This is a genomic window from Paenibacillus sp. J31R122 (genome assembly GCF_056269185.1).
On record NZ_JBWDNM010000003.1, the window covers coordinates 100,097 to 125,556 of the forward strand.

At 45.3% G+C, this 25,460-nt stretch carries 24 protein-coding genes and 1 tRNA gene; 21 read left to right on the plus strand and 4 right to left on the minus strand.

Annotated elements, in window-relative coordinates; genetic code table 11:
* Positions 1–4 precede the first annotated feature (4 nt).
* The 3 genes from AC0YN7_RS06770 to AC0YN7_RS06780 all read right to left on the minus strand — a co-directional run bounded on the left by AC0YN7_RS06770 (position 5) and on the right by AC0YN7_RS06780 (position 2,948).
* A complete protein-coding gene (locus AC0YN7_RS06770; protein WP_475809203.1) occupies positions 5–766 on the minus strand; it encodes a threonine/serine exporter family protein in 762 nt (253 codons plus the stop codon).
* 54 nt (positions 767–820) lie between these two features.
* Complete coding sequence (locus AC0YN7_RS06775; RefSeq protein ID WP_475809204.1) at positions 821–1,993, minus strand: M20 family metallopeptidase; 1,173 nt, start codon at positions 1,991–1,993, stop codon at positions 821–823.
* A 136-nt stretch (positions 1,994–2,129) separates the two neighbouring features.
* Positions 2,130–2,948 (minus strand): AraC family transcriptional regulator, encoded by an 819-nt coding sequence (locus tag AC0YN7_RS06780; RefSeq protein ID WP_475809205.1) that lies wholly within the window; start codon positions 2,946–2,948, stop codon positions 2,130–2,132.
* 747 nt (positions 2,949–3,695) lie between these two features.
* On the opposite strand from AC0YN7_RS06780, the gene AC0YN7_RS06785 reads away from it, so the two are divergent.
* From AC0YN7_RS06785 to AC0YN7_RS06845, 13 genes are all read left to right on the plus strand, one after another.
* The gene (locus AC0YN7_RS06785) at positions 3,696–4,994 is read left to right on the plus strand and encodes a methyl-accepting chemotaxis protein (RefSeq protein WP_475809206.1); all 1,299 of its coding nucleotides are present in this window, start codon (positions 3,696–3,698) and stop codon (positions 4,992–4,994) included.
* Between the two features lie 102 nt (positions 4,995–5,096).
* Positions 5,097–6,098: a PstS family phosphate ABC transporter substrate-binding protein gene (locus AC0YN7_RS06790; RefSeq protein WP_475809207.1), complete on the plus strand. Its 1,002-nt coding sequence runs from the start codon at positions 5,097–5,099 to the stop codon at positions 6,096–6,098.
* A gap of 141 nt (positions 6,099–6,239) precedes the next feature.
* Positions 6,240–7,160: a phosphate ABC transporter permease subunit PstC gene (gene pstC, locus AC0YN7_RS06795; RefSeq protein ID WP_475809495.1), complete on the plus strand. Its 921-nt coding sequence runs from the start codon at positions 6,240–6,242 to the stop codon at positions 7,158–7,160.
* Position 7,161: 1 nt separating this feature from the next.
* The gene (pstA, locus tag AC0YN7_RS06800; RefSeq protein WP_475809208.1) at positions 7,162–8,037 is read left to right on the plus strand and encodes a phosphate ABC transporter permease PstA; all 876 of its coding nucleotides are present in this window, start codon (positions 7,162–7,164) and stop codon (positions 8,035–8,037) included.
* Between the two features lie 82 nt (positions 8,038–8,119).
* On the plus strand, positions 8,120–8,875 hold the full coding sequence (gene pstB / locus AC0YN7_RS06805) for a phosphate ABC transporter ATP-binding protein PstB (protein ID WP_475809209.1): 756 nt from the start codon (positions 8,120–8,122) through the stop codon (positions 8,873–8,875).
* Positions 8,876–8,933: 58 nt separating this feature from the next.
* A complete protein-coding gene (gene phoU, locus AC0YN7_RS06810; protein ID WP_475809496.1) occupies positions 8,934–9,593 on the plus strand; it encodes a phosphate signaling complex protein PhoU in 660 nt (219 codons plus the stop codon).
* Between the two features lie 199 nt (positions 9,594–9,792).
* A complete protein-coding gene (locus AC0YN7_RS06815) occupies positions 9,793–11,319 on the plus strand; it encodes a GGDEF domain-containing protein (protein WP_475809210.1) in 1,527 nt (508 codons plus the stop codon).
* The gene (locus AC0YN7_RS06820) at positions 11,316–12,533 is read left to right on the plus strand and encodes an EAL domain-containing protein (protein WP_475809211.1); all 1,218 of its coding nucleotides are present in this window, start codon (positions 11,316–11,318) and stop codon (positions 12,531–12,533) included. Before AC0YN7_RS06815 ends, AC0YN7_RS06820 begins: the two co-directional genes overlap by 4 nt.
* A 116-nt stretch (positions 12,534–12,649) precedes the next feature.
* Positions 12,650–15,328 carry a DNA polymerase I gene (gene polA / locus AC0YN7_RS06825; RefSeq protein ID WP_475809212.1) on the plus strand — a complete coding sequence of 893 codons (2,679 nt, stop codon included), beginning with the start codon at positions 12,650–12,652 and terminating at the stop codon, positions 15,326–15,328.
* A gap of 48 nt (positions 15,329–15,376) precedes the next feature.
* The gene (gene mutM / locus AC0YN7_RS06830) at positions 15,377–16,216 is read left to right on the plus strand and encodes a DNA-formamidopyrimidine glycosylase (protein ID WP_475809213.1); all 840 of its coding nucleotides are present in this window, start codon (positions 15,377–15,379) and stop codon (positions 16,214–16,216) included.
* 246 nt (positions 16,217–16,462) lie between these two features.
* Positions 16,463–17,179 (plus strand): MntP/YtaF family protein, encoded by a 717-nt coding sequence (locus AC0YN7_RS06835; RefSeq protein ID WP_475809214.1) that lies wholly within the window; start codon positions 16,463–16,465, stop codon positions 17,177–17,179.
* A gap of 15 nt (positions 17,180–17,194) precedes the next feature.
* Complete coding sequence (gene coaE / locus AC0YN7_RS06840; protein ID WP_475809215.1) at positions 17,195–17,791, plus strand: dephospho-CoA kinase; 597 nt, start codon at positions 17,195–17,197, stop codon at positions 17,789–17,791.
* On the plus strand, positions 17,788–18,354 hold the full coding sequence (locus tag AC0YN7_RS06845) for a lytic transglycosylase domain-containing protein (protein ID WP_475809216.1): 567 nt from the start codon (positions 17,788–17,790) through the stop codon (positions 18,352–18,354). Before coaE ends, AC0YN7_RS06845 begins: the two co-directional genes overlap by 4 nt.
* Positions 18,355–18,456: 102 nt before the next feature.
* On the opposite strand, the gene AC0YN7_RS06850 is transcribed toward AC0YN7_RS06845, so the two are convergent.
* Positions 18,457–18,675, minus strand: a complete 219-nt coding sequence (locus AC0YN7_RS06850; protein ID WP_475809217.1) for a small, acid-soluble spore protein, alpha/beta type — start codon at positions 18,673–18,675, stop codon at positions 18,457–18,459.
* A 142-nt stretch (positions 18,676–18,817) separates the two neighbouring features.
* Here AC0YN7_RS06850 and nrdR point away from each other — a divergent pair, with 142 nt between their 5' ends.
* The 8 genes from nrdR to AC0YN7_RS06890 all read left to right on the plus strand — a co-directional run bounded on the left by nrdR (position 18,818) and on the right by AC0YN7_RS06890 (position 25,401).
* A complete protein-coding gene (nrdR, locus tag AC0YN7_RS06855) occupies positions 18,818–19,300 on the plus strand; it encodes a transcriptional regulator NrdR (protein WP_475809218.1) in 483 nt (160 codons plus the stop codon).
* Positions 19,301–19,343: 43 nt separating this feature from the next.
* Positions 19,344–19,419: transfer RNA gene (locus tag AC0YN7_RS06860), tRNA-Ala, on the plus strand.
* Positions 19,420–20,240: 821 nt separating this feature from the next.
* The gene (locus tag AC0YN7_RS06865) at positions 20,241–20,930 is read left to right on the plus strand and encodes a response regulator transcription factor (protein WP_475809497.1); all 690 of its coding nucleotides are present in this window, start codon (positions 20,241–20,243) and stop codon (positions 20,928–20,930) included.
* An 88-nt stretch (positions 20,931–21,018) separates the two neighbouring features.
* Positions 21,019–21,939, plus strand: coding sequence for an ABC transporter ATP-binding protein (locus AC0YN7_RS06870; protein WP_475809219.1), 921 nt, complete (start codon positions 21,019–21,021; stop codon positions 21,937–21,939).
* Positions 21,936–22,694, plus strand: a complete 759-nt coding sequence (locus AC0YN7_RS06875; protein WP_475809220.1) for an ABC transporter permease — start codon at positions 21,936–21,938, stop codon at positions 22,692–22,694. Before AC0YN7_RS06870 ends, AC0YN7_RS06875 begins: the two co-directional genes overlap by 4 nt.
* Before the next feature lie 20 nt (positions 22,695–22,714).
* On the plus strand, positions 22,715–23,620 hold the full coding sequence (locus tag AC0YN7_RS06880; RefSeq protein WP_475809221.1) for a sensor histidine kinase: 906 nt from the start codon (positions 22,715–22,717) through the stop codon (positions 23,618–23,620).
* A 161-nt stretch (positions 23,621–23,781) separates the two neighbouring features.
* Entirely contained in the window at positions 23,782–25,161 is a 1,380-nt protein-coding gene (locus AC0YN7_RS06885; RefSeq protein ID WP_475809222.1) for an ABC transporter substrate-binding protein, read from the plus strand.
* Between the two features lie 117 nt (positions 25,162–25,278).
* Entirely contained in the window at positions 25,279–25,401 is a 123-nt protein-coding gene (locus AC0YN7_RS06890) for a hypothetical protein (protein WP_475809223.1), read from the plus strand.
* Positions 25,402–25,460: the final 59 nt, after the last annotated feature.

The following is a 25,460-nucleotide window of genomic DNA, read 5'->3' on the forward strand; positions in this document are numbered from 1 at the left end:
ATGGTTAATAAAAGGAAAGCACGGCTGCAATGCCAGAGCCAATGGCGAACGCAGTTAGAAATGCCTCGGCTCCTTTGGATAGTCCAGATACCAGATGCCCTGCCATCAAATCCCTTACAGCGGCAGTAATAAGCAATCCTGGAACTAGCGGCATAACGGAAGCTATAATAATTTTGTCGAGGTGATAGCCTAGCTCGAATTGTACGAAAAGCAAGGATATCGTACCAATGAGCATAGCGGTCAGGAGCTCGGCAAAAAACTTAATATGCACGACACGCTGCAGCGTAATGAGAAATAAAAAACCGAGACCGCCTGTAAGGAAGACCGGCAAAAAATCCACCCAGCTTCCTTGGAACATAATTAGAAAGCAACCGCTCGCAATTGCAGCTGCAAATACTTTCAACCAAATGGGATAGATGTAAGCTGCTGTATCTATATCAAGAAGCAGACGATGGGCATCAGCCGCGGCAAGCGCACCGCTGCTTATTCGTCTCGAAATATCATTGACCAAAGACACCTTGAGGAGGTTTGTGTCACGTTCAGATATTCGAATAAGTCTAGTCACCTGTAAAGATCCATCAATTGCAAAAATAATGCCGGTTGGCGTCACATAGCTGTGCGAGTTATCCAACCCGTAGGCTGCCGCAATACGTATCATGGTATCCTCGACCCGATAGGTTTCTCCGCCATTTTGCAAAATGATCTTCCCCGCAAGCAAACAAACTCGTGTAATCTCATCAGCATTGCTATTATTATCATTGCTCATAATTGCTTCCCCCTTCGTAAGGCGGAGTTGCCCGCGATAATTATGATGAACAGCCTACTTTGATAGCTGTTCAAATTCTATCCGAATACGTTTCAATAATGAAGGGTCTGAAAATACATCGTATGCAGTGGCGGCGAGCATTTTTGCTCCGAACAGCATGCCGTCTAGTGCATAATCTGTCATGGCCGCATCGCGAAACGCTTCGGTATGCAGTAGTAATCGCTCTTGTACAACCCTAATGTAAGGGTGGATGGCCGGGCAGCGAACGGAGACGTTACCGAGATCAAGCGAGCCGTGATCTTTGCCAATCTCAATTTCTTCAGGAAGAATGCCTGCTGCTATTAAATTTGCATTAAATTGCTCCGATAATGCTTCATTGGTCAGCAGCTCATCGTATGAAAATTCATAATGATTCGTTTTTAACGCGCAGCCCGTTTGCAAAGCTGCACCTTCTGCGCAGCGAAGCACTTTAGCGGTTAGTTCATTTGTATAGGCACGCGTGGCGGAGCGAACATAAAATTTAGCTGACGCGTAGTCAGGGATGATGTTCGGCGCTTGGCCTCCGTTATTAATAATACCGTGAATACGAGCATCGCTGCGTGTTTGTTGGCGCAGCGCGTTTACACTGTTGAACAGCTGGAGTACGGCATCTAGAGCATTTACGCCCTCATAGGGGCTGGCGGCTGCATGCGCGGCGACACCGTTAAATTCAAATTGAACCGCGTCAAGCGCAAGTGATTCGCCAGACCTCTCGAAGGTATAATAAGGATGTGCCATTAGCGCAAAGTCGCAATCATCGAACAATCCTGCTTCCGCCATAGGTACTTTGGCTCCGCGCGTTTCCTCGGCAGGTGTGCCATACACGCGAATTTTTCCACCTATGCTGTTTAATACCGCCTTTAGTCCAACAGCAGCAGCAATGCTCATCGAGCAAATAAGATGATGACCGCAAGCATGACCTATTTCGGGCAGGGCATCATATTCACATAGAAAGCCGACCGTTGGTCCAGGCTTACCGGTGTCATAGGTAGCAATAAAAGACGTTTCGATCCCAAGTATGCCTCGCTCAACGCTGAAGCCCTGTTGGTAAAGCTCTACTGTAAGCAGCTCAGATGCAAAATATTCCTCATGTCCAAGCTCCGGACGATTGCCGATGGATCGTGAAATAGAACGAAACGTCTCAGCGTGAAGATCTATTGTAGAGAAGATTTGTTGTTTGTGCGTCATTTTGGTACCTCCTGAATTTTTTGCGAAGCAAAAATCACTACGTAAGCATGAGCTTTGAATTTTTGCGAAGCAAAAATCACTACGTAAGCATGAGCTTTGAATTTTTGCGAAGCAAAAATCACTACGTATATACGTTCTATCGCATGCCGTGAATTTTTTTGAACTGTTCGGGACTAAGTCCTTCGATTCGTTTGAATACGGAGCTGAAGTAGCTAGGCGAGTCGAAGCCGACTCGATGTGAAATTTCATGCATTTTTATATCACTCTCGTTGAACATGAGCTCTTTGCTGCGATTGATTCGCTCGCGGTTTACATATTCCATAGGTCGCATCTTCATAGCCTTTTTGAAGAGCAAGCACAAATACTGGGGTGTTACTTCTATACAATTCGCTAAATCCTTAATCGTTATAAGCTCGCTATGATGGGCTTCGATATATCGAAATACTGGATTGAGCTTCAAATAGTTTTGTTCTACCGAGAGGGAGCTAACGAGAATTACCTTCATTAAGTCAAGCAAAAACATATAAACGAGCTTCGAACACTCGATTCCGAGAAATGCTCGACCAGATTGTGTCATAGCGTAAATATTTTTCATATGGGTCACAATTATATCATGATTAGCAGTCGAATAAACGCCGGAATTTGCGATACCAGCTTGTCGAAACAGCAGCTCTGATAAATCCCCTTTGAAGCTCATCCAAATAATATCCCAAGGCTCTTGTGTAGCATAGTATTGATGGGGCTCATTCGGAAAAAGACAGAAGCCCTGGCCCGCGCGCACGGTCATTTTTTGATCACCAACGTGAAGCTCGCCTACACCGGAAATAACCTGCAGCCATTGAAAATGCGGATAGCCAGATGGGCGGTCAATCGGATCTTGGTTAGTCCAATGCCCGATACTGGTGAGATAAACCGGCAAAGTGGTGTCCGTTTCAGTTAGAATTGGAAAAGCCATCGTATCGATAGGGCAACACTCCAGTTTCATATTTTAAAAGATATACGAAAATACTATTATTTTAATCGTTTATTTAAAAATATATAATATGAATATCATTATAGTATATCCATTTCGGACTATTATCAATAACAAATAGGAGGTTATAAAAATGACTGCTGAATTCCTGCCGATCAGCGGATAAATACGGCGAGGAATGTGAGAAAGCTATATGTCTATAAGTAGATAAGTGTATATAAGAAGGCTGTGTGAGACGTTTGAGAGTTATGCGTCTTGCACGGCCTTTTCGTTTTTTCACAGGTAAGGGCATTATCGAACATTTGACCTATAGTGAAGCGAACTCATTAATTACTGAAGTAAACTTCACAAAACTACGTGAGAGATCGTTATTTTTCAAATTAGTGAGGTAGAGCTCACACACCATGAGGTTCGGTTCATGGCAAGTGAGAAAAAACTCACTAATGGAATAGCCCATTTGCATCAGTATTGATTTAATGAAGGAATATTCATTATTAATGAGGTTTGCTTCAGTTTATTAACGAAATACTTGGCTCCAGCTAAGTATTTTCGCCTAGTCTGACTCAAAGAAACAAATAATGATTAAGAAGTAGGCATATAGGAGGGAGTTATACATTTTTTCAAAAAATAATTGTCGAATTTAACAATGGGATAACATATCTCTTTAATAGTATTGATGCTTCAGACCTATATTGATAGCAGAGGTAATATAAGGAAGGGTGAGAGCCTGTGACAGAATCAGTTTTGGAGCATGGAGCTAAACCGAATATTGAAACTAGCAAGCATAACAAGCTAACAGTGGATTTAATCCACAAGAACAGAAAAGAAAACTCTAAAAGCATCCAGAATGAAAATAAAAGTGCAGACATGAACACCGAAGCAAATGCAACAAAAATCGCAAGTATCATATCAATTACTACTAACGAAGCAACAGAATCGTATACGGCTCCTAAGCCACAGTCTGCTAGTCTGCAGCATTTTGTAATAGCTGCACCAGTCGTATCAGCAGAGCAAACATGCAGAGAGACAATCTCAACCTTTAAACAGCATCCAGAATGTGAATGTGTTGTTGTATGTGATGCTGAAAGGCTGCCAATCGGTCTTATGATGCGAAATCGTTTTTTTCTGAAGCTAGGACATCGCTTCAGTGCTGATTTATTTTATGACAAATCGATTACAAATCTTATGGATGCGGATCCTCTGACAGTTGATTGCAATTATCCACCACAGCAGCTTATCGACAGCGCATTAAGTCGGCATGACAGTGTTCTATACGATTGTGTAATTGTGACGAAGAATGGCGGTCTGTCGGGTGTTCTAACGATGTCGGGACTGCTTAAGCTGTCCCGTTTGCTTCAGCAGGAAGCAATCGACGCTCAAATGAGGACGATTCGGTCAGCGGAGCTGCGAGTGAATGAAATTGAGCAGGCAATAAGCAGCGTGCGCCTCTCAACGGGACAAGGTGAGTCTCTATCGGTTGAAATGGTAGATTTGACGTTATCGGGAAAAAATGAGCTGGATAAGGTCACGAACGTTATTGGTTCAATAACGGTTAATTCGCAACTTCAAGAAAAGCGAATGAATGAGCTGCAAGAGGAAGCGGGATCTATAAGCAAAGTGTCAACGCTAATTAAGGAGCTTGCAGAGCAAAGTAACTTGCTTGCATTAAATGCTTCTATAGAAGCAGCGCGCGCAGGAGAGCATGGTCGCGGCTTTGCGATAGTAGCCGGTGAAGTTATGAAGCTGGCAGGTCAAACGAAGCATTCGGCTAATGAGATTACAAAACTAACACAAACCATCTTGACTGCCATCCAGCAAACAACAACACTTGCCCATAAGGGACGAGCTGAAACGGCAGCTAGTGAAGCGCATGTTCGTGAAGCGGGAGAGGCTTTCAACCGATTGTTCAAGGCTGCAGCGGACAATCGCGCAAGTGCCAAGCAGATTGAGTCGCTATCCGAGCAAGCGCATCAGCAGTCGATACATGTCGCAGAAGAAATGAAGAAATTACAAGAGTCATATTTTTAACATGGAGTTTACAAAAACAGAACACTTGATTAACAATCGGGGAGTAGTATTAAAGGCACGGGGGAGACAACCCAAATAGAAATAACTAGAGGAGTGGAACAGATGTTTAAGAAAAAAGGATTTAAAGGAATTTTGATGTTATCTATGGTGGCGCTGCTTGTATTCGCGGCTGCATGTGGAAACGATACGAAGAGCGGGAATGAAGGAACGGAAAATACAGGTTCAACGAATAACACAACAACGAATACGCCAACAAACGAAACAGCTAAGCTGTCTGGTGAAATTAAAATTGACGGTTCAAGCACAGTGTTCCCTCTAACAGAGGCTGCTGCGGAAGAATTCAATAAAGAACATAAAGATGTTCGTGTACCTGTAGGCGTATCCGGTACAGGCGGCGGTTTCAAACAGTTTTGCGCAGGCGAAATTGCTATAGCGGATGCTTCCCGTCCAATCAAAGACGAAGAAGCAGCAGCTTGTAAAGATAAAGGAATTGAGTACACTGAACTTTCCGTAGCATTTGATGGTTTGTCTGTAGTAGTAAGCAAAGATAACGACTTTATCGACCACCTGACTGTTGAAGAATTGAACAAAATTTTTCTAACTGGCAGCACAGTAACGACTTGGAAAGACGTTCGCGACACATTCCCTGCTGAGCCGATTGTCATGTTCTCACCAGGTGCTGATTCCGGAACTTATGACTATTTTAATGAAGCTATCCTTGATAAAGCAGGCATTCGTAATGACAAAGCAATCACATTCAGTGAAGATGACAATTCTCTTGTACAAGGTGTAGCAGGCAGCAAATACGGTATTGGATACTTTGGCTTTGCTTACTATGAAGAGAACCAAGATAAATTGAAGGTAGTTCCAATCGAAGCAGGTAAAGGAGCTATTACTCCAACTTATGACACGATCAAAGACGGTTCTTATGCACCATTGTCCCGTCCGCTATACATCTACGTAAGCAACAAAGAGCTTGAGCGTCCAGAAGTGAAGGAATTTGCAAAATACTACATTAACAACATTGGCACTTTCGCCGGTGAAGTTGGATACGTTGCTCTTCCAGACGATCAATACGCAACTGAAGCTGCTAAGATTCAATAATCGAATAATAAGTAACCATACTTGCTGATTAGAATGTGGTGTCTTGAGGGACATCACATTTTTCTCGACACGTATGTAAACGAATTGTAAAGGCAAGAGGGAGGCCGCCACATGCCCAGCAAAGATCTACAAAAGATTAACATGACGCCAAAAGCACCTAGAGAGTCGTATGCTTTCAAAAATGAGCGTGTCAGTATTTTAAACAAAGTAATGCCCATCTTATTGTTTCTATGCGCGATCGTTTCTGTACTCACAACAATCGGGATTGTTGTCACGCTAATTTCTGAAACGTATCAATTTTTTCAGAAGATACCGATTTTTGATTTCCTGTTCGGAACAAAATGGTCACCGTTAATTCCTCCAAAAAGCTACGGGGTGCTGCCACTTCTATCTGGCACGCTCATGATTACCGTTATCGCATGCCTGGTAGCTATTCCACTAGGTCTAGCAAGCGCGATTTACTTGTCAGAATACGCTCCGAAAAAGGTGCGTAAAGTGATTAAGCCTATTTTAGAAGTGCTCGCTGGTGTCCCAACGATCGTATATGGTTACTTCGCGCTTAGTGTCGTAACACCTCTTATTCAAACGCTATTTAGCGGAGCTGGCGTATTTAACGGATTAAGCGCCGGTATTGTTGTTGGTATCATGATAATTCCAATGGTCAGCTCACTTAGCGAGGACGCCATGTCAGCGGTGCCGCGCAGTTTGCGAGACGGTGCTTACGCGCTTGGTGCTACGCGCTTCGAGGTTGCGCTGAAAATTGTTGTACCGGCTGCCTTCTCTGGAATTGTAGCTTCAGCTGTGCTTGCATTTTCCCGCGCGATTGGTGAAACGATGATCGTAACCGTTGCGGCAGGATCGACACCAAACATGACCTTTAACCCGCTTGAGAGTATTCAGACAATGACGGCTTACATCGTTCAGGTAAGTCTGGGAGATACGCCGCATGGTACGGTTGAGTACGGTTCAATATTCGCTGTAGGAATGACGTTGTTCCTCATTACATTCCTGCTCAATATTCTTGCCCAATATGTGGCGAGACGATTCAGAGAGGAGTATTAGAATGGATATCTTTCAAGATGCGAATCGCAAGCAAATTGCCGGAAGACGCAGAACGGACTGGATGCTGCACATTTTATTCGTTGTAGCGACCTCTATAGGGGTTCTCGCTTTATGTGTTCTTATAATCGATATTTTGGTTGATGGTATAGCTAGACTTCAGCCGGAACTGTTCACTAACTTTCCTTCACGGAAAGCGGATGTATCAGGTATGAAATCCGCAATTGTCGGTACGGTGTATATGCTTCTCATTATGGCGCCGCTATCCTTCATCTTCGGTGTAGGCTCTGCCATTTATTTGGAAGAATACGCGAAGAAGGGACGCTTGACTCGTCTCATTCAGTTGAATATCAGTACGCTGGCAGGAGTTCCATCCATCGTGTACGGTATTTTGGGATTGGCTTTATTCGTTCGACTGCTTGCGCTGGATCGCAGTTTAATCGCAGGCGCGCTTACAATGACCTTGCTCGTCCTACCGATTATTATCGTATCGGCACAGGAGGCTATTCGCGCCGTTCCTAAATCTCGTCGTGACGCCTCGTTCGCACTTGGCGCGACGAAGTGGCAGACCGTTGCAAGATCGGTTATGCCATCTGCAATTCCCGGAATTTTGACTGGCGTTATTCTAGCGATGTCGCGGGCTATTGGCGAGACGGCTCCGCTAGTTATGATAGGGGCATTGACGTATGTGGCTTTTCTGCCGAATGGTCTTGGAGATTCGTTCACCGTTATTCCGATTCAAGTGTATAACTGGCTTTCGAAGCCTCAGGCGGAGTTCAAGGAGCTTGCCGCCAGTGGTATTATTGTCCTGCTAGCTTTGTTATTGCTTATGAATTTCTCAGCGATTCTGCTTCGCAACAAGTATCAGAAAAACGTTTAAGAAGCAAGCGTAAACGGCTGTCGCCGTCCTTGGCGGCAAAAGCTCGTTTCGCGGTGAATTATACCTTTAGGAGGAGACCGAAATGGAAGCACTTATTAATATCAATAAATTGAACTTGTTTTATGGCGCTTTCCACGCTTTGAAGGATGTAACGCTAACGATTCCAGAGAAAGCAATTACTGCTTTCATCGGTCCATCAGGTTGCGGTAAGTCAACACTGCTTCGTACGCTGAATCGTATGAATGATATGATTCCGGGTACACGTATTGAAGGCGGCATAGCTATCGGCGGTACTGAAATTTATTCGAATGAAGTTGATGTGGAGACTCTCCGCAAAAAAGTAGGCATGGTATTCCAACAGCCGAATCCTTTCCCAAAATCGATCTATGATAACGTTGCTTATGGGCCTCGACTGCACGGTATTACTGCCAAGAAAGAGCTCGATGAAATTGTTGAGACGAGCTTGAAGTCGGCAGTATTGTGGGAAGAAGTAAAGGATCATTTGAAGCGTTCTGCCTTCGGTCTCTCTGGTGGACAACAGCAGCGTCTTTGCATCGCGCGTGCGCTTGCTGTGAATCCGAATATTTTGCTGATGGATGAAGCGACTTCCGCGCTTGATCCGATTTCAACTTTGAAGATTGAAGAGCTGGTTCAGGAGTTGAAGGACAAGTATACAATCGTTATGGTCACTCACAACATGCATCAAGCTGCTCGTGTTTCGAACCAAACCGTGTTTTTCTTAAATGGCGAGGTTATTGAATATTCGGACACAGAAAAGCTGTTCTCCAACCCGGTTGATCAACGTACTGAAGATTATATTAGTGGACGCTTCGGCTAAGCTGATGCGTTAGAAAAAGTAGTATGGTTTGACAACTTATAAGGGGGAAATCATTATGATGACAACGCGTAAGGAATTTGATCAAGGTCTGGAGCAGCTTCATAATTTAATCATTGATATGGGTACATTTGTAGAGAAGGCGCTAGTCGAATCGATGGAAGCATTGGTTAATGTAGATACGGAACGTGCGAAGAAGGTTATAAAAAATGATCCAAGCCTTAATCAAATGGAAGAGAAAATTACAGATGTCGGTTCTAAGCTAATCGCTACGCAGCAGCCGGTTGCAAAGGATTTACGCCGTATTTTATCCGCATTCAAAATTGCTAGTGATTTGGAGCGCATGGGTGATCTATCCGTCGATATCGCAAATGTTGTATTGCGCTTAGAAGGCCAGATGCTAATTAAGCCATTGATCGATTTGCCGCGAATGGCAGAAATCGTTCAGACGATGACTTATGAATCCATTCAATCGTTCATTCAAGAGAATGTAGATTTGGCTTATAAAATGGCGAAGGACGATGATCAAGTTGACGCCTTGTATGGACAAATTACTCGCGAGTTATACTCACTTATGATGGAAAACCCAAGGAACATAACGCAATCCTCTTTGCTGAGCTTTGTAGGTCGTTATCTGGAAAGGTACGGCGATCATGCAACTAATATTGGTGAGAGCGTCGTTTATTTAGTGACAGGCAATCGCCCGGACTTGAATGTATAAATCCACTTCATACCCTATCAATGACCGTTAGAGCAGCTGCTTTGGCGGTTTTTTTGTTCCTGTTATAACTAGATGAAAAGTCCTATAAATTGTCGAATTTTACCTTAAGTTAATGGTTTAATGGTTCTTAATTCACAATCGGCTGTTACAGTAGACATAGAGAAGCTGAATTTGATGATTACTAATCGAGGGGATCGAAATGAACGAGGTTGGGGTTGGTCTATTCAATCGAGATATGGTCCACAAAATTAAGGGACTATGGCATGACGGCGGAATAGCGGCTGTCTATGTCAGTTCTAAGCAGGCAAACACTGATCTACACCTGGCTATACAGCAATGGAAGCGAGATGAGCCGAATCTGTTTTGGCAGCAGCAGCTGGAATATGATTATTTCTTTTTATTTCATATGCAGCAGACCGGTGAACCCATTGCACTTTTTATAAGCGCGGCTGCTGAGAGGCTGAGAGATCGTTTGCGGCATGTCAATGAGGGGCAGCAGAGCATGATTGGAAAAGACTGTGAAATTAGCGTAAGCACATCGGTTGCATCACGTTCGGTCACGGGTCGCTCATCGGAAACTATTATCTATAGAATGCTGCTAGAGGCAATGGAGCAAAACTCAAATCATGAATTTCGCTGCAGAAGCTGTCATTCATCCGATGAATCCAATGTTTTATTGAAAGCGGATGGGGTGGGGGCAAATAGCTCTCAGGTCAAGAGACAATCGGCTTATTCAAGGAGCATTCAGGCCAATACCGTCACAATTGGGATGCTGGCGGTACCATTCCCCATTTTTCCGCCAAACGCTCGCGTGTCAGAGATCGCTCATCTCTTTGATACGAGTGCAAAGGCGCAAGGTGCGGTAATTGTGGATCAAGGTCGTCCGATTGGCATATTAATGAAAGAGAAGCTGCATCAAATGCTGGCTGGTCAATTCGGGCTTCCGCTTTATTGGAACAGGCCGGTTGAACGAATTATGAATAAGCATCCGCTTATAGTGGATGAGCTGCTTCCTGTCGAACAAGTATCTCAGCTGGCGATGGCGAGGGATTTCTCACAGCTATATGACGTCGTACTTATTACGAAGAATGGCCAAATGGCGGGTGCGGCATCCATTCGTTCGATACTTGAGAGCATAACCGCATTACGGACGGAAGCAGCCAGAGGTGCTAATCCGCTAACTGGGCTTCCAGGCAATGAGGAAATTCAACTTGAGCTGCAGCGCAGAATTGCGCGAGGGAAGCCATTCGCAGTCATTTATGCGGATCTGGATTATTTCAAATGGTATAACGATTATTTTGGCTTCGGATTAGGCGATGAGCTTATTCGCTATTTGGCAGAGCTGCTAAGAGAGGAGCTTGATAAGCTGGGTGGTGAGAATGATTTTATAGGGCATGTTGGCGGCGATGATTTTATCGCGGTGACAAGTATAAGTAGCGCGGAAAATTATTGCCAATTGTTGATCGAGCGATTCGACAGCGGGATAATAGCGTTCTACGGGGGTGTAGAGGTGATGACGGTCGAAGATAGACATGGAAATATTGTTGAGCAGAAGGGCGTCACGCTGTCGCTATCTCTCATGATCTGGGACGGTGAGGTTCCGCTTACACCCGAATACATATCCAAGCATGCAGCAAAGCTGAAGAAGCTGGCGAAGGCTCAAGAGGGTAGTGCTTATGTGATCGATCAAATATCAGGAACGCATCTTGGAGAGGAACGAAAGTGAACGTGAGACAACAACGAGCGATAGAGCAGCAAAGTGGTGAAGAAAACGGGGTTTCAGGACATTTAGGTATTATTTATTTGTCATGGAATTTTCAGTTTGTGTCTCAGAAAAGACAGGAGGCTTCTCTTCAGGAGCGGTGGCGTGTATTTGTGGATCAAGAAGTAGCAACTATGTTTCACAGTTTCAATTTATTCGAGGGCTTGAGGTGGATGCATGATGATTTATTCATTCTTATGAAGCTTCCAAGCGGACGTCAGGAGCTGCTGGAGGGGTGGCTGCTAGAGCTTGTCTATAAGCATGCGGAAGCATGGGGGCAAAAGTTTATAGACATGCTGCATGAGGATGACAAGTCACGCTGGGCAGGGATGCTGCACGCCGGCGTCTCCGTAGTTGCTGAGGATGCTTCGTTACCGAGTGATAGTCATGATTTCTGGTATGAGGCGATGAAAAGGGCGATACTGCATGGGCAATCCGCAGGAGCAATGAAGCATAGCCTGAAGCGGCGAGCCTTAGATCATCTTCTAGAGAAGAGAATGATTAAACCTGTTTATCAGCCAATTATTGCACTTCAGCATTTTGGAGAGGTGTTTGGGTACGAAGCTCTTTCTCGAACAGAGGATCAGACGTGGTTCACGGGTCCGATGGAGCTGTTTCTGTTTGCGGAGAAGGAAGGTCTAACCTATGCCCTTGATAGATTGGCGAGGGAGAAGGCGATTGCAAACTGTAAGACTCTAGGGAAGGAGCAAAAGCTGTTCATTAATGTGATGGCTCAGATCATGGAGGATCCCAGCTTTTCACCTGGCCAGACGCTTAGTCTTTTGGAGCAGCATCACTTGTCACCGCACAATATCGTATTCGAAATAACGGAGCGCAGCGAGATTGCGGACTTTGGCTCTGTGAAGAAGGCTTTGGAGCATTATCGCAGCCAAGGGTATCAAATCGCGATTGATGATGTAGGTGCCGGCTATTCTTCCCTTCAATCTATTATTGAGCTGCGTCCGGATTACTTGAAGGTGGATCGTTCTATTATTCAAAACATACATAAGGATGAGATGAAAGAATATATTTTGCAAACCTTGATCCACTTAGCTTCCAAAATGGGCATTTCAGTTATAGCTGAGGGGATAGAGCTGGAAGAGGAGCTTGCGCTTGTTCGTAAGATGGGTGTCCATTACGCGCAAGGCTATTTACTAGGCAGACCGTCAGCATTTTGATAAATGATATAAATACAATGAATATGGGCTTTCCTAAGGCAGACAGTGCTTGGGATAGTCCTTTTTGTGGTATAATAGAACGTATGGAAGCTACTTAAATGAGGTGTTGAAACCATATGGAAAAATGGATGCTAATAGACGGAAACAGTATCGCTTATCGGGCTTTCTTCGCGATGCCGCCGCTTACAAATTCTGCAGGTTTACATACGAATGCGATATTTGGCTTTACAACGATGCTGCTTAAGCTGCTTGAGGAAGAAAAACCGACACATGTTCTTGTGGCGTTCGATGCGGGTAAAGTAACGTTTCGTCATGAGGGATACAGTGAGTATAAGGGCGGACGGGCAAAAACGCCGCCTGAGCTATCAGAGCAATTCCCTGTTCTTAAAGAGCTTCTACAAGCGTTCAGCATTGCACAGTTTGAGTTATCCGGCTATGAAGCGGATGATATTATTGGCACGCTTACGCGCATTGCCGATGAGAATAACGTACCTGCAGTAGTAGTAACAGGTGATAAGGATATGCTGCAGCTGGCTTCGGAGCAGGTTACGATTGTAATGACGCGCAAGGGTGTAAGTGAAATTGATGTGTATACCCCAGCAGCGATTCAAGAGAAATACGGTCTTGTGCCGTTGCAAATCATTGATCTGAAAGGGCTTATGGGCGATACGTCCGATAACATACCTGGTGTGCCGGGTGTAGGTGAGAAGACTGCGCTTAAGCTGCTGCATGAGCATGGCTCGGTTGAGCAGGTTCTGGACAATCTTGATCAACTAAAAGGAAAGCTAAAGGAAAATATCGAGAATCACAAGGATGACGCCATCATGAGCAAGAAGCTGGCGACGATTTTCCGCGAGGTGCCTTTGGAGCAAGAAACGGATGCTATCCGTTATGACGGCTATGATTCTGCCAAGCTTGGAGAGGCCTTTCGCAAGCTTGAATTTAAATCGCTTATCGAGCGTCTGCAATTAGGCGATGATGTAGGTTCGGCGGAGGAAGCCGCGCAGCAATCTGCAGCTGACTTGACGATTACTGTTATTGCGTCCGAGAATGATGCTGAAGCGTTGGAGAAGCTGCTGCTAACGCTGGAGCAGACAGATAAGAACGGCTTATATGTGGAAGCCATCGGTGAAAATCCGCATCATGCGGAGCTGATAGGCATTGCAATCGCGACAGAGGAAGCGGTATACGTCGCTCCAATTTCAGTATTAGAGCAGCCTTTCACAGCGAAGCTTCGTGAATGGCTGGGTCAAGCGGACAAGCCTAAATACGGATTTGACCTGCATAAGGTAGAGCTTGCGTTAGCGTGGGGCGGAATTGAACTTAATGGATCGGCTTTCGATGTTCAGCTTGCCGCATATTTATTAGACCCAACAGAAGCAACCCAGACGTTAAGCGGTATTAATGAGAAGCATAATTTGCCGGGATTGCCTTCCGATGAAGCCGTTTACGGCAAGGGCGCCAAATTCAAGCTGCCGGGCGCGGAGATTCTTTATCGTCATTTGGCGCTTAAAGCAGAAGCGGTTAAACGTCTTGTGCCATTATTGACGGAGGAATTGAATGAGACTGGCATGAGTAAGCTTTATTTTGATCTAGAGCAGCCGTTGTCTCGTATTTTGGCTGGTATGGAGCGTCAGGGCATTAAGGTGGAGCGGGAAGAGCTGAAGGCGCTGGGCAGTGATCTAGAACGCCAGTTAACTGCTATCGTGACGAATATTTACAAGCATGCAGGTACGGAGTTTAATATTGGGTCTCCGAAGCAGCTAGGCGAAATTTTGTTTGATAAGCTGGGCTTGCCCGCTAAGAAAAAAACAAAAACAGGCTATTCAACTGATGCCGAGGTGCTGGAAGAGCTGGCTCCTTATAGTGAGATAATTCCACTGATTCTTAATTACCGACAGCTTGCGAAGCTGCAATCTACCTATGTTGAAGGTTTACTCAAGGAGGTTCGCGGAGAGACTGGCAAGGTACATACGTACTATCGTCAGACGATTGCCGCAACCGGAAGGCTAAGCAGTCAGTTCCCCAACCTACAGAACATTCCGATACGTCTAGAGGAAGGACGTAAAATTCGTAAAGCGTTTGTCCCTTCGGAGAAGGGCTGGTCTATATTGGCGGCGGATTACTCGCAGATTGAGCTGCGCGTGCTCGCGCATATATCCGGTGACGAGAATTTGAAGGAAGCGTTCATTAACGATATGGATATCCATACGAAGACAGCCATGGACGTGTTTGGAGTATCGGCGGAGCAGGTTGATTCCAACATGCGCCGACAAGCCAAAGCCGTAAACTTCGGAATTGTCTACGGAATAAGTGATTTTGGTCTATCGCAAAATCTAGGCATCACACGTAAGGAAGCGTCACATTTTATAGAGCAATATTTTGAAGTATTCAAAGGTGTGCGCAAATTTATGGATGATGTTGTAGCAGAGGCGCGCAAGGATGGATATGTTACGACATTGCTTGGGCGTAGACGTTATTTGCCGGATATTAAAGCCTCTAACTTTAACATTCGTTCGTTTGCGGAACGTACCGCTATGAATACGCCGATTCAAGGAACAGCTGCTGATATTATCAAGCTGGCAATGGTGCATATGGATCATGCCCTGCGCGAACGCAAGCTGCGGAGCCGTATGCTCCTGCAAGTTCATGATGAGCTCGTGTTTGAAGTGCCGGAGGATGAATTAGAGCTTATGAAGTCGTTGCTTCCGGATGTCATGTCCGCAGCTTTGAAGCTTGATGTGCCTCTCAAAGCTGATGTCAGCTACGGTGCAAATTGGTATGAAGCAAAGTAACGCTTAAGTAGTCCTTTTCGGTTATAATGGTAGTTGAGGTGAAGAGAAATGCCTGAATTGCCAGAGGTAGAAACGGTAAAAAGAACATTAGTTGAATTAGTAGCTGGTAAACGGATAAAAGCAGTAACCGTCGGATTACCGCGTATTATACAGCGCCCTGCAGAACCGGAACAGTTTGCGGATGCACTTATCGGACAAAGGATTGAAACGGTTGAGCGTCGCGGCAAATTTCTGAGAATCATATTGGATGATCTCGTTATCGTATCCCATTTGCGAATGGAAGGCAGGTACGGCGTGTTTCAATCGGACGAGCCAATTGAACGACATACGCATGTACTATTTCATTTTGAAGATGGTACGGATTTACGCTACAAGGATGTACGTCAATTCGGCACGATGCACTTGTTTCTAAAGGGAGAAGAGCTAGACCTTCCTCCGCTTAATAAGCTGGGAATTGAACCGCTGGAGCCTGCATTCACAATGGAGGTTTTGCGGAATAAGCTGGCACATCGGACGACTCGCATTAAGCCCTTGCTGCTCAATCAAGAGCATATCGTGGGGCTAGGAAATATATATGTGGATGAAGCGTTGTTTCAAGCGCGAATTCATCCGGAGCGGACCCCAGACACTTTAAGACCGGTTGAGTGGAAGAGACTGTTCGAATCTATCTGTCAAACACTTGGTCGTGCTGTAGAGGCAGGCGGCTCGTCTATTAAATCCTATGTGAACGGGCAAGGCGAGATGGGAATGTTCCAGCATCAGCTGCTCGTATACGGCAGGAAGGACGAGCCTTGTCCTTCCTGTTCTAAACCGATCGAGAAGTTTACGGTGGCAGGCAGAGGCACGCATATTTGCAGCAAATGCCAGCCATTGAGAAGCTCTAAGTAAGGAAACTGTAGTTTCAGATCGGCGGCGCTATGCACCGTCATTAACTCTCCGCATATGATATCCGTATTATGAGCAATAGGCGGATGTCTAGTGCAATAGCCTGCTTGAAATATAGGTAAGTATAAGTTTCACCCTTATACTCAGCCTATATTTCATCGCGAAACGAGCTCACGCCGCCATGGGACGGCTCCAGCCGTTTACGCTTGGGATGCACGAGGCTGTCGCTGTGCGGGGAGGGACTTACGATTGTTCGCGCATTTAGCGTCACTGTTAGTTTTAGCTTTTGCCGTTAGCTTGGATGGTTTTGGCGTAGGAGTAACGTACGGTCTAAGGCGTATCCGTATTCCGTTTTTGTCGGTGTTCATTATTGCTTGCTGCTCGGGCTTCATTATTTGGCTATCGATGCAGGTTGGCGGCTGGTTAACCGGATATTTACCCGAATTTACTGCACGGCTGATTGGTGCTTGCGTCCTTATTATTATTGGCTGTTGGGCACTGTATCAGCTAAAACGCGGGCGTCAAAATGATGAAACCGGTGAGCGTAATGAAGCAAGGGCGGATAATAGCGGCTCAGCTCCAGTCACGCAGGAGATATCACCAATTGACGACATTGCGAATACAGCACTAATCGTCATGGTGGAACTGAAGCGTCTAGGACTTGTCATTCAAATATTGCGAACGCCACAAGCGGCTGACGTGGACAAATCGGGAACGATCTCCGCATCGGAAGCGGTTATGCTCGGAGTTGCATTGTCACTTGATGCGTTTGGCGCGGGGCTTGGTGCGGCAATGATCGGTTTGCCTGCCTTGCTGACCGCGTTAACGATAACTGCAGCGAGCGCTATTTTTCTAGTCGGAGGGATCCGTTTCGGGTTTCGTTTCTCTTCTTGGAAAGGAATGCAAGCATTATCTTTTTTGCCAGGCATATTATTGATCATGATGGGGATCATGAAGTTGTTATAAGTAGAGGTGAATAAGATGATAATCGGATTAACCGGCGGTATTGCAAGCGGAAAAAGCACAATCGCAAAAATGCTTGTCGAACGCGGTGCGCTGCTGGTCGATGCCGATCAAGTCGCGCGGGAGGTCGTACTTCCCGGAGAGTCGGCGCTGGAGGCTATCGCCTCTCTGTTCGGACAAGCAGTATTGCTGCCGGATGGATCACTTAACCGTAAAGCGCTTGGCGAGATCGTGTTTCAGGACAAAGCGTCCTTAGCGCAATTGGAAGCAATTACTCACCCAGCCATTCGAGCTAGCATGCAGCAGCGCATTCATACATACGCGGAGCAGTATCCGGAACGTCTTATTGTTGCGGATGTGCCGCTCCTTTATGAAACGAAGCAGCAGCATTTGTATGAAGGTATAATGGTGGTTTATGTGCCTGAGGAGACCCAGATCGCACGACTTATCGAGCGAAACTCACTTACTGTGGCGGAAGCAGAGCGGCGAGTTTCTCTACAAATGAATATCGAACAAAAGCGTGAGCTCGCGGACTGGGTAATTGATAACAACGGAACACTGGATGAGACTAGACGGCAAATTGATCAATTTTGGAAAGACCAGGGCTTAACATGAGAATATTGTTTAAGAAGAGAGTATTTCTTGTGTTGTTGATCGGCCTATTAACGATATTATTTCTGAAGTCGGACTGGCTCGCAACGATGATGTACCCGATCTATTATAAGGACGATATACGTGCAAGCGCATCGAATTATGGTGTGGAGCCTCATTTGGTCGCTGCCATTATACGTAGTGAAACGAACTATAAGACAGGTAAGGATTCGAAGAAGGGTGCACTTGGTTTAATGCAAATTATGCCGGAGACGGCCAAATGGGTCGTTCAAAGGGCAGGATTCAAGGAAGTAACAGAGGATAAACTGCGACATCGCGCTGATGTAAATATCGAGGTTGGAACCTGGTATTTAAAATCATTGCATCAGCAATTTGATCAAAATCCAATTGCCGCAATTGCCGCTTATAATGCGGGGCCAGGCAATGTTCGCAAATGGCTTGACTCGGGTGTATGGGACGGAAAGCTAAAAACAGTAGATCAAATTCCATTCGGAGAAACAAGGCACTATGTACATAGAGTCATTTATTATTATAATAAGTACAAAGGTCTCTATCCTAGTTTCTAATGAGTGATAACGAGTGAACATAAGTTGAAGCCTTGGAGGCCCATCTCTTCTTGAACGGGCCCAGCCAAAGCTACAGATATTCATACAACTTTTAATAAATCATTAACGTGCTCCGCCGGCAAGTGATTGCTCAGCGATTTGTACTAGACGACGGGTGATAGATCCCCCGATGGAGCCTGCGTCTTTTGTAGCCATGTTACCGAAGTAGCCGTCTTGCGGCATAGAGATTCCTAGCTCTTGAGCCACTTCATATTTCATTTGGTCAAGTGCTGCTGTAGCTTGTGGAACAACCAATTGGTTACTGCTGCGTGATGCGCTCATGTATGTTCACCTCCTTGCGGTTGGTAAATGTATTATGTGCGAAAATCAAAAGTTCATTACAGGAATTGTCTGGAAAAAAGATTAGGTTAAAAAAAAGCTTTGAAAATGATCGTTTGATTGAGAAAGGAGGCAATGGAGCACCATGAAATGCCCAATCTGTGACTATGCCGGAACCAAAGTATTAGACTCCAGACCGGCCAACGAAAACAAGTCTATCCGCCGCCGACGTGAATGCGAGAAGTGCAGCCGACGCTTCACGACTTTCGAAATGATTGAGGAGACACCACTAATCGTCATCAAAAAAGATGGCAGCCGCGAAGAATTCAGCCGCGATAAAATTTTGCGCGGACTCATTCGCGCCTGTGAGAAGCGCCCTGTACCGGCCGAGCGTCTCGAGGTTATCGTCTCCGAGGTAGAGAAGGAGCTTCGAACAACAGCTCTAGCCGAGGTAGATAGCAGTGAAATTGGGGCGATCGTAATGAATGAGCTCTATCCAGTTGATGAGGTAGCCTATGTTCGCTTCGCATCCGTATATCGCCAATTCAAAGATATCGAAATGTTTATGAAAGAGCTCAACAGTCTGCTCTCCAAGGAACCACTGAGCAGTCCAACAGATAAAGATTGACAGTTTTGGCGATCATGTGATAATATCAGCTTTGTCGTCATTTGGGGCCTTAGCTCAGCTGGGAGAGCGCATCGCTGGCAGCGATGAGGTCAGGGGTTCGATCCCCCTAGGCTCCACCAAATAAACAATTCAAACCACGTCCTCTGGACGTGGTTTTCTGTTTATTTGGTGGATTGCCCAGGGGGCGAACCCGGGGTTCAGTCCGCGCGGACATAATGAAGTGAATGGGCTTCGAAGGAAATGCATCTAGTGGAGGAGCACGGCGTCTGAATCTACCGCTAAAAGTCCCCGTTGAATAAACTTCGTCAGCAATTGGATCAAGATTCGGACATCCCATAGTGGGTAAGCGAGTTTGACGAGCTGTATCCCCCTAGGCTCTACCAACCATAAACGACTCAAGCCCTTGCGTAGCAAGGTTTTTTTTGTTTAAGATTACAATAACTTACGATCCCACATTGATAATCTTGGGGACGAATTGGGGACGTAATCTTTGTTGTTTCTTCGCTCGTATCTCGGACTCGGACCGTTGTTGGGAAATGCATGGATAGAAAGTATATTATTCGCGTTTAAATGATGGGAGCAGACATCTAGTATTGTAACTGAAAGTAAGATTATTCTTTCACGGTGAATGTCAATGATAATAGTTTTCACTGCTACACTTCTTGCTTACTGTCAGAAGAAGATAAAGTTCTAGGCTGGAAAATAAAGTGTTAGACTGACGATGCTTCATTAACGGGCAGAATAGTTCAAAATCAATTGTGGCGAACCTCATCACAAATAGTAGTAAAGCAGGTGGGAGTTGGTGGTTAATTTAAGGGATACGGTTTGATTTTTTAGAGAAGTAAATTTATGATCAATTTGTACTTAATCGATTCAAAAGGGCTTTTAACACTTCCTGTCGAAAGTATCTTTCTAATATTACAGATAGTAGGTGAGAATGTTGGATAGAACGACACACATTTTGGTAGTTGAAGACGATAGTGACATCAACCAACTGTTGTGCAAAATCTTAAAGAAAAGCGGTTATTCTCCTCTGCCCGCGTATTCCGGGACGGAAGCTATGATCTATCTGGAAAGACAGGAATGGGATATGATACTGCTTGATTTGATGCTTCCCGGCCTGACGGGAGAGGAGCTTCTTATAAAAATAAACGAAAAGAATCCGACTCCTGTTATCGTCATTTCAGCTAATGAAGAACAGCAGACGAAAGTAACCACTCTACGCATCGGCGCGGATGATTATATAACGAAGCCATTCGATATCGAAGAAGTGTCAGCTAGAATCGACTCCCATTTAAGAAGGTACAGCCGATTGATCAGCAAGGCTCCCAGCGATCAAATCCAGTATAAAGACATTAGTTTAAACAAGGATACAAAGACCGTAACGATCAACCAATCGGAAGTGATGCTGACGGCAAGGGAGTTTGCTATTCTCGAGCTTTTCATGTCCTATCCGAAGAAAGTGTTCTCTAAGGCAAATTTATTCGAGAGCGTATGGGAGGATACCTTTGTGGGGGATGACAATACGATTATCGTCCATATGAGCAATTTACGAAATAAACTATCCAAAGTAAATCCCGAAGAAGATTATATAGAAACGTTATGGGGGATGGGATACCGGCTCAAATAACAACTTAATGTTTTCTTAATAATCCCTTTATGATCGCTTATGCTTTGCCTCCGATAATGAAGCTATCCCAGAGAGAGGTAGTGAGACGATGAGTGAATATGTACTGAAGACCGATCATTTAACCAAGGTCTACAAGATGGACTATGCGCTTAATCGAGTGAATCTGTCCATCAAAAAAGGTGCGATTTACGGTTTTATCGGACAGAACGGTGCAGGTAAATCAACGATGATCCGTATCGTCAGCGGGCTGGCTTCCCCGACAGACGGTTCCATCGAATTGTTCGGCAAGAGGGATGCACAGGATCTGAGCGAAGCTAGAAAACGAATGGGCTCGATCATCGAAAGTCCGGCTTTATATCCGAATATGACGGCTAGAGAAAATTTGGACACCCATAGGCTTCTACGGGGAATCCCGGGCAAAGCGTGCATCGAGAAAACACTGTCTTTGGTCGGTCTGCAAAGTACGGGCAAGAAGAAAACGAAAAACTTCTCATTAGGAATGAAGCAGCGGCTAGGACTCGCGATTGCTCTTCTTGGAGATCCGGAATTTCTGATTCTAGACGAACCGACGAATGGCTTGGACCCGATGGGGGTCGTCGAAATGAGGGAGCTCCTCAAAAAGCTCAATCGGGAAAATGGAATTACCATTTTAATATCAAGTCATATCTTAAGTGAGCTTCATCTGTTGGCCACCCATTTTGGCATTATTCATAAAGGGGAATTACTGGAGCAATTGTCTGCTAATGAACTTAATGAGAAATGCCAGCACTACCTGCATATTAAGGTGAATGATGCCGCGAAGGCGGCGGCCGTTATTGAAGGGGAATTGGGTGCCTCCCAATTTGAAGTATTGCCGGACGGGACGATCAAACTGTACAGTTACGTAGATACTCCTGGCAAAGTTTCCGTGGCGCTAACGACGGCTGGACTGATTATCGAACAATTTATGCCCATGGGCGAAGATTTGGAAGCGTACTTTACGGGCCGAATTGGGGGGGGAGTGGAATGAATAACCTCATCCAATCGGAATGGTATAAACTACGCAAGGATCGGTCGTTCCGGGCGCTCATATTGATTATCTCGGCCTCCGCTTTATTTTGGTCCATCTTTCAATACATCGACCACACGATGGATGGGGAATATCCGGCTACCGGGATAGAAATGTGGAAAAGCGCGCTTTTGGGAAATTATATTATGATCATTGGGATGTGCGTGCTTGCCGGTTTCTTTATATCTAGCGAATATACGACCGGCGTGATGAAAAGTATCGCTTCTAGCGGTAATAGTAGAGGAAGGATTATCGCTGCGAAACAACTTGTGTACGCACTGGGTTCCGTTATTCTTGGCCTGCTGTTTCCCGTAATCAATTGTATCGTTGCAACGTTGCTGTCCGGTTTCGGGGAGCTGCCCGATGAATCGACATCTCTATATTTCTTAAGAACGTTTGGATTGCTTGTTCTTTGCGTAGCAGCATTAGCATCGATAGCCACATTGATTGCGACTCTCATGGCGGAAAGTGGTAAAACGATTGCTTTTACGATGGTGTTCTTCCTATTCATCGACATGCTCTTTACTGTATTGGGTAATTATATTTCATTTATTCAAACGATATATAGCTATACGGTGTTTAAGCTACTATATGATATAGGAACTGTTTCCCCTGACAGTAGTCTATTACTTCGGATGATCATAATCCCGATTATTACATTTGTCTGTTTCGGGATCTTGAGCGCATGGGTATATCGACGCAAAGAAATTAAGTAACTAGAGAAGCGGGTGAGAGCATGTTGATTTATTTGGTTGTGGCTGTAGGCTTTCTGGCTGTTGCTGCACTCATCCGCTTGTATTTATTGAAGAAAGAAATGAAACGAATTCATCATCAACTATACGCCTACAATCAGGGGTTAACCGAAAAAAAAGTTGATCTTCAATTTTTTGAACGCGATCTAGAACAACTGGCTAACGAAATAAACAACCTTATGGATTTGGTTAAGGATGCCAAAGCGCTTAGAAGACGGACGGAGTACGAGCTGAAACAGAGTATATCCCATATTTCTCACGACCTGCGTACGCCATTAACCTCCGTTCTCGGATATATTCAGCTCTTAGAATCGGATCAAGTAACCGATGAAGAGAGACAAGAATATGTATCGATCGCCAAAAGTCGAACGAAAAGGCTGCAAGTATTGCTAAACGATTTTTTTGAAATATCAGTCATCGAATCTATGGATTACGAGTTAAAAACGGAAAAGGTAAACATGAACGTTTTGGTCCCTGAAATCTTACTGGGGTTCTACGACAAATTTAACGAACGCAAAGGGGAAGCAGTTATTCAGCTTGCCGAAGAAAAGCTCCTCTTGACTTCAGATGAATCTGCCATAAAGCGTGTAATCGAGAATTTGATAACAAATGCGATCCATCATTCCGATGGGCCAATCTGGATCAATATGGAGAAGCAACAATCGACGGTTGTATTGTCTATCCGCAACCAAGCTAATCACTTGAAGCTAAGCGATCTGAACAATCTGTTCGATCGATTTTATACGGCCGACCGCTCCCGATCGGGTAAAGGAACTGGGCTCGGATTAGCAATTGCCAAAAGTCTAATGGTCAAAATGAACGGAGAGCTGACCGCAGAATTAATCGAGAGTCAACTTGTCATGAAATGCGTATGGAGGTTGGATCACTGAGGTAACTGTGAGATCTAACGATAGAATCCGCAGCCGTTTTATTTTTACAAGTAACCAAATTGGCGGAATGTTGACAAAGCTGTCTCGAAAAGAGAGAATGTATCTATTGATGTATATTAAAGAATAATATCATTTATATATACATGAGAAAGGAATTAACAATGAATGCATTCCAAATAAAATTAGAGGCGATGGTCGACAAGCTGCGCACGGAAATCGTAAGCGGCATGCGCAAACCGGGCTCTTTCCTGCCCGCGGAAAGCCAGTTGGCCAAAGACTTTCAGATGAGCAATAAATCCGTTCGCAAAGGGCTGGATATATTGGTCGAGGAAGGCTTGATCGTCAAAATCGACAGGGTCGGAAGCGTAGTAGCCGAGAGCAAGGCGCAAACGATCACGCTCAATTTCGGATGCAGCTATTCCATGAACAATGACATTCTCCTGGACGAATTGCTGGCCGAGTTCACCCGTCTTCATCCGTCCATCCACATCAAAAAGGTGTCGCTCGACTTCCACCATTACGTTAAATCGATCAAAGAAATGTCTGCGAACGAGATGCTCGATGTCGTATACCTTAATAGTGCGATGCTGCAGGAAATGGCGGAGTCCGGCATGCTATCCCTGCTCGAGCCGGTAGAGACGAACGACGAGCTGTATTCGATTACGAATGAGGCATTCCGATACGATCACCGCATGTACGCAAGTCCGATTTCACTGTCACCCGTCGTCCTTTGTTATAACCGGCAGCATTTTGCGGAGGCCGGCTTGCAGGAGCCGGACAGCTATTGGACGTGGGACGATGTCATTGCTGCGGGGCGAAGCCTGGCGGAATACCGCAATAAACACGGTTTTTACTTTCAGGTTCTGTCGCGAACCCGCTATCCGGTTTTTTTGCTGCAAGCCGGAATTCAGGCAATGAAGGATGGCGAAGAAAGGGGCGGGGACCGGGAGATTCTGGTCGATTGCATTCGGACCTTTTGCCGGATAATCGGCGACCAGGACATTTTTCCGAAATATTTTGCGGCCAGCAGCGAGGAAACGAATCAGTTGTTTATTCGCGGCGACGTTTCGATGATCTTGTCCACCTATTACAACCTGAACCAGTTTAACGAGCTTCCCTTGGATTATGATATTGCGCCTTTGCCAACATTTCGCCGCGGCGATCCGCAAAAATCGCTTCTCGTTACGATCGGTACGGCCATCATGAAAAACTCAAGGTCGAAGGAGGCCGGCCGCCAGCTTCTGCGGTTTCTTTCTTCCTTGCACGCGCAGCGCATGATTCATGAGCGGACAGTCAGCATACCGGCTCTCAAAAGCGTCGCGGATAAGCTTGCCGCAAACGGGTTGAACCGTCCGTCCAGGTATATGATGTACCGGGAGCTTTTCCCGACGTATGCCTACCATCGCGATCTGGGCGTTTCCATTCAAACGCTTAATGCCGTCGGGCAGAAAATTAAAGACTACTGGTCCGGGGTGTTGGATGAAGGGCAGTTCCAGGACAGTGTGGCGGATTTGCTGTTGAGTAAAGAAATGAAACGATAGAGAAGGAATCCGGCACTTCTCACGGCACACAACAATACAGCACAAAGCACAGCAGGGCAAGCGAATCGCTTGTTCTGCTTTTTATTTTGTCCGGCGTCACATAGAGGAAGGGTTTTCATGTCGGGTTTTCGAGCTGCCGCTATACATTTACAGCGGGTTGCATGGAGGGACGACGTGCTCGGAGAGACAGGCGGAATGAAGATTGACAGTTATTTCGGCTTCAACTATAATTTTAAGTAAATCAGAAGGGAATCAGCATTGTGTTTTTCTTCTCTTATTTCATTGAAAAGGAATTAAAA